The 12,020-nt window shown below is 62.0% G+C and carries 10 protein-coding genes; 7 read left to right on the top strand and 3 right to left on the bottom strand.

Annotated features, from left to right (window positions below; all coding sequences use genetic code 11):
• The first annotated feature begins 138 nt into the window (after positions 1–138).
• Positions 139–924, top strand: a complete 786-nt coding sequence (locus FJ949_RS16750) for an SDR family NAD(P)-dependent oxidoreductase (RefSeq protein WP_140497430.1) — start codon at positions 139–141, stop codon at positions 922–924.
• Positions 925–1,004: 80 nt separating this feature from the next.
• Positions 1,005–2,183, top strand: coding sequence for a zinc-dependent alcohol dehydrogenase (locus tag FJ949_RS16745; protein ID WP_140497428.1), 1,179 nt, complete (start codon positions 1,005–1,007; stop codon positions 2,181–2,183).
• A 404-nt stretch (positions 2,184–2,587) separates the two neighbouring features.
• Here FJ949_RS16745 and FJ949_RS16740 read toward each other — a convergent pair whose 3' ends face one another.
• A complete protein-coding gene (locus tag FJ949_RS16740; RefSeq protein ID WP_140497426.1) occupies positions 2,588–2,959 on the bottom strand; it encodes a response regulator in 372 nt (123 codons plus the stop codon).
• Positions 2,956–6,063: a CheR family methyltransferase gene (locus FJ949_RS16735; protein WP_140497424.1), complete on the bottom strand. Its 3,108-nt coding sequence runs from the start codon at positions 6,061–6,063 to the stop codon at positions 2,956–2,958. The genes FJ949_RS16740 and FJ949_RS16735 overlap by 4 nt, the downstream gene beginning before the upstream one ends.
• Positions 6,064–6,336: 273 nt before the next feature.
• Here FJ949_RS16735 and FJ949_RS16730 point away from each other — a divergent pair, with 273 nt between their 5' ends.
• Positions 6,337–6,933, top strand: a complete 597-nt coding sequence (locus FJ949_RS16730) for a response regulator (RefSeq protein WP_140497422.1) — start codon at positions 6,337–6,339, stop codon at positions 6,931–6,933.
• Positions 6,934–6,973: 40 nt separating this feature from the next.
• Here FJ949_RS16730 and FJ949_RS16725 read toward each other — a convergent pair whose 3' ends face one another.
• Positions 6,974–7,246, bottom strand: coding sequence for a hypothetical protein (locus FJ949_RS16725; RefSeq protein ID WP_140497420.1), 273 nt, complete (start codon positions 7,244–7,246; stop codon positions 6,974–6,976).
• Between the two features lie 216 nt (positions 7,247–7,462).
• On the opposite strand from FJ949_RS16725, the gene FJ949_RS16720 reads away from it, so the two are divergent.
• The 4 genes from FJ949_RS16720 to FJ949_RS16705 are packed head-to-tail and all read left to right on the top strand — an operon-like array spanning position 7,463 to position 12,019.
• Entirely contained in the window at positions 7,463–8,569 is a 1,107-nt protein-coding gene (locus tag FJ949_RS16720; protein WP_140497418.1) for an SDR family NAD(P)-dependent oxidoreductase, read from the top strand.
• Positions 8,566–9,645: an NAD-dependent epimerase/dehydratase family protein gene (locus FJ949_RS16715; protein WP_140497416.1), complete on the top strand. Its 1,080-nt coding sequence runs from the start codon at positions 8,566–8,568 to the stop codon at positions 9,643–9,645. The genes FJ949_RS16720 and FJ949_RS16715 overlap by 4 nt, the downstream gene beginning before the upstream one ends.
• Positions 9,642–10,934, top strand: coding sequence for a TIGR04295 family B12-binding domain-containing radical SAM protein (locus FJ949_RS16710; RefSeq protein WP_140497414.1), 1,293 nt, complete (start codon positions 9,642–9,644; stop codon positions 10,932–10,934). Before FJ949_RS16715 ends, FJ949_RS16710 begins: the two co-directional genes overlap by 4 nt.
• On the top strand, positions 10,919–12,019 hold the full coding sequence (locus tag FJ949_RS16705; protein WP_140497412.1) for a glycosyltransferase family 4 protein: 1,101 nt from the start codon (positions 10,919–10,921) through the stop codon (positions 12,017–12,019). The genes FJ949_RS16710 and FJ949_RS16705 overlap by 16 nt, the downstream gene beginning before the upstream one ends.
• Position 12,020 lies beyond the last annotated feature (1 nt).

Here is a 12,020-nt window from a genome sequence, read left to right as displayed (position 1 = left end):
TTGTTCCCGCCCGAATTCCGAAAATCCATCGCCCGGCCAAGAGCAGAAGTCAGACTCCCGACAGGCGCCGACCGGACGATACCGATCCACGGAACAATCATCTCCTCTGCTGGTTCGGCCGGCACGACGGAGGAAATCATGACGGATGCAAAACTCGCAGTGGTCACCGGCGCCTCGAGCGGCATAGGCAAGGAACTTGCGAAACTCTGCGCGAAGGATGGCTACAATCTCGTCGTTGCGGCTGATGAACCGGCAATCCAGCAGGCCGCCGAGGCACTCGGCTCACATAATATCGCAGTCGAAGCCGTCGAGGCCGATCTCGCGACCGTCGAAGGCGTGGATCGGCTGATCTCCCGAATTGGCGAGCGTGACATCGACCTGCTGTTTCTCAACGCTGGACGCGGGCTCGGCAATGGCTTCGTCGACCAGGACTGGGGGAAGATCCGGCGCATCATCGACACCAATATCACCGGAACGGTGTATCTCGCGCATGAACTCGGCGCCAAGATGGCTCGCCGCGGGCGCGGGCGCATTCTTTTCACCGGGTCGATCGCCGGTTTCATGCCCGGGACTTTCCAAGCCGTCTACAACGGCACCAAGGCATTCATCGATTCCTTCGCGATCGCCTTGCGTCACGAATTGCAGGACACCGGCGTCACGGTGACCGTGTTGATGCCCGGCGCCACGCAGACACGCTTCTTCGAACGCGCCGAGATGATGGACACCAAGGTCGGCACCGACGAGAAGGACAATCCGGCCGACGTTGCCAAGGCCGGCTACGAAGCGATGATGACTGGCGAAGAACAGGTGGTCAGCGGCTGGAAGAACAAGCTGCAGGTCGCCGCTGCGCATGTCACGCCAGCGGGTACGCTGGCCGAACAGCACCGCGAGATGGCTGCGCCGGGCTCGGCGTCCCAGGACTGACCGGCGGCATCTCCGGCGCCACGCACGAGAAACGCGCGTCTCACCAATGAAACGCACCCTCGAAACTCAGGAGCAACATCGTGAAAGCCCTTACATGGCACGGCAAAGGCGACATACGCTGCGACCAAGTGGCCGATCCCGTCATCGAGGATGACCGCGACGTGATCATCAAGGTTACCTGCTGCGCCATATGCGGCTCCGACCTCCACCTGATGAACGGTTACATGCCGACGATGAAATCGGGCGACGTGCTTGGCCACGAGACGATGGGCGAAGTGGTGGAGGTTGGTCAGGGCCATTCGAAATTCAAGAAGGGTGACCGGGTGGTGGTGCCGTTCAACATTTCCTGCGGCGAGTGCTGGTTTTGCCAGAACGGGCTGTTTTCGCTTTGCGACCGCTCGAATCCCAACGCAAAACAGGCCGCCGAAGCGATGGGTCAATCGCCGGCCGGCCTTTTCGGATATTCGCATCTTGTCGGCGGCTATTGGGGCGGACAAGCGGAATATCTGCGGGTTCCGTTCGCCGATGTCGGTCCGATCAAGGTGCCGGAGGGAATGGAAGATGAACAGGTGCTGTTTCTCTCCGACATCTTCCCGACCGGCTACATGGCGGCAGAGAACGCCGGCATCGAGCCGGGCGATACGGTCGCGATATGGGGTTGCGGCCCGGTTGGCCAATTCGCCATCCAGAGCGCGTGGATGCTCGGCGCCGGCCGCGTCATCGCCATCGACAAGGTGCCGGAGCGGCTGGCCATGGCGCGTGAACACGGCAAAGCAGAGACGCTCGACTTCAGCAATTCCAATATCTACGACGCACTGATGGCGATGACCGACGGCCGCGGCCCGGATCGCTGCATCGACTGCGTCGGCACTGAATCCGACCCCGGCGCCAGCGCCGACGCCATGCTCGACAAGGTGAAGGCCGCCGTCTATCTCGGCACCGATCGGCCGCATGTGCTGCGAGAGGCGATCTATTGCTGCCGCAAGGGCGGCACCATCTCGGTTCCCGGCGTCTATATCGGCCTGGTCGATCACATCCCGTTCGGCGCCGCGATGAACAAGGGGCTGACCTTCCGAATGGGCCAAACCCATACCCAGCGCTATCTCGAACCACTTCTGGCCAAGGTCCAGAATGGCGAGATCGACCCGTCTTTCGTCATCACCCACAGAGCCGAGCTCGAAGCCGGGCCGGACCTCTACAAGACCTTCCGAGACAAGCAGGATGGTTGCATCAAGGTGGTTATGCGGCCGCATGGCTGAGATGTCGCGGTTCCAGAGGCAAGAGCTGTCTCATTCCCGGCATCCGTTGGACGCCCGCCCGATCGGCATTGGCAGTTCGGAACTTTCTGTTGTGTCGGCGATTGACCCGCTGAGTTCGGTTCGGAAGAAGGGTGCCGCCATGGCCAACGAGAATTCTCGCTCGAAACCCGTTATTCGGTCTCCGAACACCGATGGTTTGCCACACCCGAGGCGAGACGCCGGTGATACGGACGCAGGGGCGAAATCGCCGACGCCGAAGACTGCCGGAGGATCTCACCCTTCAGCCCCTCCCCTGGACAATCCCACAGCCAATCGAAATGCCGGTCGTCCCCGTCAGCCCAGCACGACTCCGCGACCGACGGACAAGCCCTTGGACTGATCCTATGGCGCCCTTCGAGTGCCCGTCAACGCGAAACGTCGCGCAGCGACCCCAGGTCGGCCAACGCAGCCAGGATAGCTGCTTCAGTCGCCGGCTTGGGCACGAATTTGCAGTCGCGAAAGGATGCCGGTAGGTCGCGCGCGCCAAATCCCGTCATGAGGGCGAAGGGAACACCCTGCGCCTGCAATGTCTCCGCGAGGGGCAGGCTCGTTTCACCGTTCAACTGAATGTCCAGCAACGCCATGTCGATCTTGTCCGAGCCGACGAGACGAAGCGCCGCGGCTACCGAAGGCGCGGGACCGACCACCTGGTAACCGGCGCTACGCAGGACTAACGCGGTGTCTTCCGCGATTAGCCATTCATCCTCGACAACCAGGACGCGCGGTCCGCCGTTCACGACCCCTCCTTCCGGTTAACGGGAAATGCGATCTGAACGTTGAGGCCTTCCTTGCGAAAAACGGTTTCGACATGGCCGCCAAGCCTGTAGCCGATCTCTCCCTGCAGCAGCGTGAGGCCAAAGCCGCTGCCGACGGGTTCATTGACAGGGGGACCGTCCTTCTCGCGCCAGGTAAGCGTAAACATGTCGTCAGCGATCGACCACATCACCACCACCTTGCCACGAGGTTTGGAAAGAGCGCCATATTTGGCCGCGTTGGTGGCCAGTTCGTGGACGGCCATGCTAAGGGAAAGGCCCTGTTGCGGTCCAAGTTCTATCTCCTGGCCGTTCAGTTCGAACCGTTCAATGCCAAACGGCTCGAGCTCCTGGTGAAGCAGTTCGCTGACCGAAGCTTCCTTCCAGCTTTTCCGGCTCAATAATCCATAGGCCCGCGACATCGCATGCAAGCGTCCGATCAAGGCTTCCGCGAATTCATCCTTCGACACGGATTTCTCCCGCGTGCGGCTCGCAATGCTGACGATCACCGCCAACATGTTCTTGACCCGGTGGTTGAGCTCAGAGATGAGAACCTGCTGATGTTCTTCCGCCTGAGCCAGAGTGGTGACGTCGACCAGTGTCACGACCACACCCTGAACGCGGTTGCTCTTGTCCCGATAGGGATTGATATGGACCATGTGAAACCGCCCGGCGCTGTCGCGCGCAAGGTGGTGGTTCAGGGTCTCGCCTGTCTCGAACACCTCGGCGATATGCTGCTTCAACTCGGGATACTCCAACTGGCTCGACAGGTCCGTCAGCGGCCGGCCGACGTCGGAGGGTCGCAGACTGAAGAACGACGAAGCCGCGGGCGTGAAGGTCCGCACCACTAGATTGCGATCGAGGAAAATGGTCGCGATCTCCGTGCTTTCGAACAGGTTGCGCAGATCGCTGTTGGCGTGATCGAGTTCCTCGATCTTGTTCGTCAACTCGGCATTGATAGTGTTCAGTTCCTCATTGAGCGACTGCATTTCCTCCTTCGAGGCCTCAAGTTCCTCATTGGTCGACTGGGCCTCCTCGTTGACAGAGACGAGTTCCTCGTTGGACGATTTCACCTCTTCCAGTGCGGTCTCATATTCCTCGATCGTCGATTGCAGGCGCTCCCTCGCATCGCGCAGTTCTCGCTCCAGATCGGCGGTGCTGTCGGTGTCATGGCTGCCGCCTTGGTCTGTGCGGATCTGCGTAGGTCCCGACGGTTCGAACAGGACGAGATAGAGCGGCTCGCCATTGTCGCGTTCCGCCAGCGGCTCAATGGTGAGCTTGATCGGCTGGATCCGCTCATCATCCTCCTCGACCGTGAGATTTTCCCGTATGACGGTCCGGCGCGTCGACGTCGCTTCCCGCAGCGCGGCGCGCAGGTCGAGTCGCAGCCCACGGCGCGCCATTGTCAACAGTTGCCGGCTGGGAATGCCTTGCGGCGCTTCGAGATATTTGCCGGTGCGAGCTGAGTAGTAGACGACATCGCCCTCGGCGTTGACCAGCACATGCGGGGGGGCGAAGCGCTCCAGCACCTGCGCCTCGACCGCCTGGCGTAGGGGATAACCGGCGGCTCCCTTCCTCAAGCCAGTGCTCTCGGACGGGAATGCGCCTGAACGGCCATCGCCGATGAGGGCCGGCAGCCTGACATGCGGCGAGGCATGCTCCCGCGCCTGGAAGATGCGATGTTTCTTGTCGACGGTGGCGAACAGATCGTCGTTCTGTCCGACGCTCTCCGAGGTGCCGAGGAAAAGGTAACCGCCAGGCTTCAGGGCGTAATGAAAAATAGGAATGACCCGGCTCTGAATGGCTGGGCCGAAATAGATCAGCAGGTTGCGGCACGAGACCAGGTCCATGCGTGAGAAAGGCGGGTCGCGAACGACGCTGTGCGGCGAGAAGATGCACAGCTCCCGTATCTCGTTGCTGATGACATAGGTGTCGCCGTCGCCATTGAAAAACCGTTGGCGGCGTTCGGGGGAAAGTCCCTGCAGCAAGGCTTCGGGATAGCGCCCTGCCCGCGCCACCGCCAGCGCCGGTTCGTCGATATCGGTCGCGAATATCTGGATTCGCGGAACGACCGGGAGCTTTTCCACATGTTCGCGTAGCAGGATGCCGATGGAGAACACCTCTTCGCCTGTGGCGCAGCCGGGAATCCACACCCTGATGATGTCGTTGGCGGTCTTGCCTTCGAAGAGTTGCGGTACGATCTTTCGCTCGAGCAGCTCGAAGGCCTCGGGATCGCGAAAGAAGTTGGTGACGTTGATCAGCAGGTCGCGAAAAAGGTTCATCACCTCGCGAGGGTCCTTCTGCAGCCATTCCACGTATGCGCCAATGGATTGCATCTGCGCGATCTGCATGCGCCGCTTGATGCGTCGCAGGAACGTCTTGGTCTTGTAGCCCGAGAAATCATGGCCTGAGTGGCTGCGCAGGATGCCGTAGATCTGAGACAGGACCTTTTCCATACCCGCCGTGCGGACGCTATCCTCCTCCGCCAACCCATTCAACGCGTCGAAGCCGCGCGTGAAGGCTTCCAGTTTCGTGCCGATCTCCTCGGCGGGCGCGGCTATATCGATAAGTCCGCTGGTGATGGCGCTCTGCGGCATATCGGGGTTGCGCGGGCCGTAGCCGTCGGAGATCTGCGCAACGGTGAGCCCGCCATGCTCCTTGATCGCCTTGGCGCCCAAGGTTCCATCGGAATCTCCGCCCGACAGGATGACGCCGACGGCATGTTCGCCCTGGTCTTCGGCCAGTGCGCTGAAGAAGATGTCTATGGGTTTGCGCTCCTGGCTGAACCCATTGGGCCGGCGCAGGCGCAGCATTCCCTTGTCGATGGTCATGGTCACGTTCTGCGGCATGACATAGACGTGGTTCGGTTGAACGACCATGCCGTCCGCCGCGATTTCGACCGCCATTTCGGTGTAGCGGCCGACGACCTCGTGCAACAGGCTCTCTCGCTTAGGGCTGAGATGAGTAATGACGACGAACGCCATGCCGGGCTGATCGGTCATCCCCTTGAACAGCCCTTCCATCGCCGGAATCCCGCCGGCGGACGCGCCGACGCCCACGATGGGAAATCTTTTCGCCTGGGCTGTCACTGGAAGTTCCCCTTTCGGCACCTGTGTGCGAAATCACTTATGAAGCAGGCTGGACAGCAGGTAAGCATAGGCGCGGCGGAGATACGGAACAAGTCGCGACGGATGGCGTTGAATTTGGAGTTCACGTGTTCAATGACCAAACGTCCATCTGAAACAAAGCTCCCGACGCACATGGAGTCAGCGGCGTGGAATTGCCGGGCTCGTGCCGAAACGCCAGCAGGCTCGGCGAGGGACACTGTTTCCACCAGATACTGCTCGAGAAAGGATGACCGGGTGCGCGATCTGCAAGGGGTGCATCTTCTGATCGTCGAAGACGAATGGATGGTAGCCGGAGATCTCGCCCGCTATTTCAGCAATATGGGTGCGATCATCCTGGGACCGGCAGCGACGGTCGAACAAGCATCATTGCACACTGAATCGGCCGAGGCTGCCATCCTCGACGTCAACCTCAACGGGCGACGTGTCTTTCCGATCGCGGACGAACTGATGCGCCGCGGCGTCCCGTTCGTGTTTTTCAGCGGTGACAGCGATATCGCCATTCCCGAACATCTCCGGCATGCCAGCAACCTGCGAAAATCCTCGGGCAGCGGGGCTGTATTCAACGCCCTTTTCCCGCCGCAAGGCCCGGCTGAGGCGAGCGGCTTTGTGCCAAGTTCGCCGGATGACGTGTTTTCGCTCCTGCCCAAGCTCAGGCTTGCGGCACGTCTGTTGCTGGGGGATGTGGAAGCCTCCGACCGGCTTGTCGAAAGGACGCTCGAGCGAGCGATCCGTGACATCGACCAAAGGCGGATCGGCCAGTCCACCGAAGACTGGCTTAACGCCATCATGCGCGATTTGGCAAAGTCCGGCGGCGCAAGGCTTCTGAACTGAGCCGAACCAGGTTTCCGATTGATCGCCAGCCGGCCCTCGGTCAGCCCTTTTGGTCACGCTCGACGAACTTGTTGAAACGGCTGGTTTGCCCGCCGCCGGTGTTGGCCTGGTAAAGAAAAGCCAGACGGTTCTCATCGAATATCCGAAAGAACTCATCCCATTCGACTGGTTCGAATGCCTCCTCGGGCTCGCCGAAATCGATCCGCAGGATGCCGCCCTCGCCCTTGGTTCGCACCACTGCCGGCCGGCCGTTCCGCTCCTCGGCCCATTTGCGAATCTCCTCGTGATTGGTGGTCGTCTGCGATTGCGACATTGAAATCTCCTTTCAGCCAGCTCTCTCGCCGCGCACGCACCGCGGCAACTGTTGAGCGTCCTAACAGCACACGGCAGGCAATGTTCCAGCACCCGTCGCGTGGTGCGATGCGCCTGCTGTCGAATGAAACCGCCAGGAGAACTTTGTTGATGCGCAGGGAACAAAGCTTTTGCCGAGAAGTTGGGGGCGCCGAGGTCACCAGTCCGAGGAGTTGTCGTGAAACGTATACTGGTCACAGGGGGCTGTGGTTTCATTGGTCGCCACGTCGCACAAGAATTCGCCGATCACGGTTATTCGGTTTGCATCCTAGATGCATTGCTGGATCAGGTGCATGCCGGCGAAGCGGTCAACCTTCCCGCTGGAGCCGAACTGATCAAGGGCGACGTGCGCGATCGCGAAGCCGTCACCAAGGCGCTGAAGGGCGTCGACGGGGTGGTTCACCTGGCTGCGGAAGTCGGCGTCGGCCAATCCATGTACGAGATCGCCCGCTATGTCGGCGCCAACGATCTCGGCACTGCAACACTGCTCGAGGTGTTGATCAAGCACCCGGTCGAGCGGATCGTCGTCGCGTCTTCGATGAGCGTCTACGGCGAAGGTCTGTATGCCACGCCCGACGGCCGGCGCGTCGGCAACGCCCGGCGCAAGGCCAACGACCTCAAAGGCGGACAGTGGGATCCCTTGTCGGCGGACGGTGAACCTCTCTCGCCGTTGCCGACAGACGAAGAAAAGCCGATCGATCTCGCCTCCATCTATGCATTGACGAAATATGCCCAGGAACGCGCCGTGCTGATCTTCGGCGAAGCCTATGGCGTCGATGCGGTGGCGCTGCGCCTGTTCAACGTTTTCGGCGCCGGACAGGCGCTTTCAAACCCCTATACCGGCGTGCTGGCCAACTTCGCCTCGCGTCTGGCCAACGGCAAGCGGCCGATGATCTTCGAAGATGGCCAGCAGAAGCGCGATTTCGTTCATGTACGTGACGTCGCCCGCGCCTTTCGCCTGGCACTGGAGCAACGCCAGGCAAAAGGCCACGTCATCAACATCGGAAGCGGCCGGGCTTATGCGATCCGCGATGTCGCGCGGCTGCTGGCCGAGGCCATGGGAACGCCGGACCGCTCGCCCGAGCTGCTCGGCAAAGCGCGTTCCGGTGACATTCGCAACTGCTTCGCCGACATTTCCAAGGCGCGCGAACTGCTGGGTTTCGAACCAGGGCGGCAGTTGGAGAATTCCCTCGGCGACTTCGTTTCCTGGGTGCGCAACACGATTGCCATCGATCGCGGCGCCGACATGAAACGCGAACTCGAAGAACGCGGGCTGGTGTCATGAAGCCGGGTAGGCGCAACCGTCGCGAAGCACCTGTCGCCATCGTCGGCGGCAGCGGCTTCATCGGGTCCAATCTTGCCGACAGCCTGTTGTCGGACGGCGAGCCGGTGCTGGTGATCGACAATCTCAGTCGCGCTGGTGTCGAACAGAACCTTGAATGGTTGTCGCACAAGCATGGAAGCCGCCTCACCGTGGAAACCGTCGATGTGCGCGACGCCAACGCCTTGGCTTCGGCCCTCACGGGGTCGAAAGCCATATTCCACCTGGCCGCGCAGACCGCCGTTACCACCAGCCTGGTTCGGCCGGGCGAGGATTTCGACATTAACCTTAGAGGAACTTTCAACGTCCTGGAGGCGGCGCGACAGAGCGGCGAACGAATCCCGGTGATCTTCGCCAGCACCAACAAGGTGTACGGCAGCCTCCCCGACATTGCGGTTCGCCCGGAGGGCGAGCGCTATGTGCCCTGCGACCCTGCGATCCGCACCGAGGGCATCGGCGAGGGCCGCAGCCTGGACTTTTGCACACCCTATGGCTGCTCCAAAGGCGCGGCCGACCAGTACGTGCTCGACTACGCCAAGTCCTATGGCTTGCCGACGGCGGTCCTGCGGATGAGCTGCATCTACGGCCCGCGCCAGTTCGGAACGGAGGACCAGGGCTGGGTTGCGCACTTCCTCCTTTGCGCGCTTTCGGGGCGGCCGATAACCATTTACGGCGACGGCAGGCAGGTGCGCGACATCCTGCACGTCTCCGATGCAGTTGCAGCCTACAGGGCCGTGCTCGACCGGATCGAGACGATCACGGGCCAGGCGTTCAATCTCGGCGGCGGACCGAAAAATGCGCTCAGCCTGCGCATGCTGTTGAGCGAGATCGGCAGCCTGACGGATCGAGCACTGTCGATCCGCTATGAGGCAGAGCGGACGGGCGACCAGCCCTTCTTCGTCGCCGATACGAGAAAGATGCAAACCACGCTTGGCTGGACGGCGCATGTTTCGTGGCGAGAAGGCATCCGCGACCTCGCCGAATGGTTGCAGCGTCACCGGCTCGAACCCCACGCCGAAGCCGAGAGGTACGTCGCATGAAAATCGCGTTGGTCAACCCATTCTGGACCTACGACGACAGCATCTATTTCGGCTGCCGCCAACCGCATCTACCCCTGGAACTCGGCTACTCGAAAGCCTTGCTCGAACGGGCTGGCCATGAGGTGCTGATGCTGGACGGACAGCTTCAGAAGCTTGACAATTCCAGCCTTTCCGAACGGGTGGCCGAGTTCGCGCCGGCAATGACGGTCGTCACCACAGCGCCGACCTATCTGTTCTGGCGCTGCGCGCCGCCGGAATTGCGCGTGCCGGCCGATTTTCTCAACCGCCTTGCCGGGCGGGGCGGGCGCACCGTCGCGGTCGGGCCGCATGGCTCGGCGACACCGGCGCCAACGCTGCGCAAGCTCGGCGTCGACATCATCGTGCGCGGCGAATGCGAGGAGGTCGTGGCCGACCTTGCACGGCGCGATGATTGGAGTGCGGTGTCGTCAACCGCCTACTTTAGCGAAGCAAGGCTGATCTCGAACGGCGGCGTTCACGCCAGTTCGTTCATCGACCATCCGCCGCTCGAATGGCCATCGGACTGGATCGCCGCGCACGCGCACCACCATCACAGGTTCGACGACCACCAGGTGGGGTTCGGCGCGGAAGTCGAGGCGTCGCGCGGCTGCCCTTACAATTGCAGCTTCTGCGCCAAGATGGATTTCCGCGATGCCTATCGCCGCCGAAATCACGAGGCGGTCGTGACGGAAATAGACCGGCTGATCGCCCAAGGTGTCGGCTATATCTACTTCATCGACGAGATTTTCCTGCCGCAGAAAGCCTTGCTAGAGGCACTGGTCGACCGTGACGTGAAATTCGGCGTACAGACCCGCATCGACCTGTGGAAGCCCGAACTGCTGGAATTGCTTGGCGCGGCCGGTTGCGTGTCAATCGAAGCGGGCCTCGAAAGCCTGACAGTGGAGGGCCGGGCCATGCTGGCCAAGCGCTGCCGCCTGGGCACGGAGGAACTCGCCGCGCTGCTCGTCGATGCAAGACGCCATGTTCCGTTCGTCCAGGCCAATCTGATCGGCGTGGTCGAAGATGACCCTGCCCTGGTCGACTACTGGCGAAACCACCTGATCGACAACGGCGTATGGGCCAATGAGCCGGTACCGCTCTATCCCTACCCGAGTTCGCCCAGCTATCGCGAGCTTTGGGGCGAGCCCGATGACATCGCGTGGGAGCGCGCGCATGAACACTATCTCGCCTCGTTCCAAAAATTCAGCGACATCCAGGAGAAGCGCCCGCGTCCGCTGGCGGAACTGGAGGCGACATGTTGCGGACACTGACCCCGCGTTCGCGGCGCATCCTGATGACGGTCGATGCCGTGGGCGGCGTGTGGCGGTACGCGCTTGATCTGGCGCGGGAATTCGTGGACGGCGGGGACAGCGTTTTGCTCGCCGGTCTCGGTCCGGAACCATCCACGCAACAGGCCGAAGAAGCACAGTCCTTGGCGACACTGACCTGGCTGAACACGCCGCCGGATTGGATGACCCGCAATGCCAGCGACCTCGATGCGTTGCCGGGGGAGTTGCATGCGCCCATTCGTGACCACGCCATCGACCTTGTTCATCTCAATGCCCCGACGCAGGCAGTGGGGCTCGATGCGCCCTGCCCTATCGTGGTGGTCTCGCATTCCTGCGTGGTCACATGGTTCCATGCCGTCAAGGGACAGGCGGTGGACAGCGCATGGGATTGGCAGAAGCAGCGCAACAGGCGCGGCTTCGACACGGCCGACGCCGTCATCGCGCCGAGCCACAGCCACGCCGGCATGCTCGAAACCTGCTATGGACAAATCGCGCGTCTTAATGTCGTCGCCAACGGCGCCCGCCCGGTAGCGAAAGCCGAAAAGCGTCAACCGCTCGTCTTCGCCGCCGCCCGCTGGTGGGACGAAGCCAAGAACGCGATGGTGATCGACCAGGCCGCGTCGATAACGCAATGGCCCGTCTTTGCAGCCGGTTCCACGCAAGGTCCGGACGGCCAGCGCGCCGGCTTCAGCCATGCCGTCGCTCTCGGAGCGCTACCGCATGATGAGATGCGCTCCCTGATGGCGCGCGCCGGAATCTTCGTGTCGCCATCGCTCTACGAGCCGTTCGGCCTGGCGACGCTGGAAGCGGCCATGTCGGCGACGCCGCTGGTTCTATCCGACATCGCCACCTACCGCGAGTTATGGGACGGGGCCGCGTTATTCTACGACGCGCGCGATCCGCATGATCTCGCCGCCTGCATCAACCGTCTCTCCGCGGATGCGCAGCACAGGCGGGAGCTCGGACGGGCAGCCCTGCGCCGGAGCCGCAGGTTTTCGTTGGCGAGGCAGGCAGCGGCCATGCGCGACGTCTACGACAAAGCGGCCCTAGCGATGGCGGAGCGCTGAT

Origin of the sequence: Mesorhizobium sp. B2-4-1 (assembly GCF_006442185.1) — a bacterium.
GTDB lineage: Bacteria > Pseudomonadota > Alphaproteobacteria > Rhizobiales > Rhizobiaceae > Mesorhizobium.
This window is presented reverse-complemented; position numbering and strand designations above follow the sequence as displayed.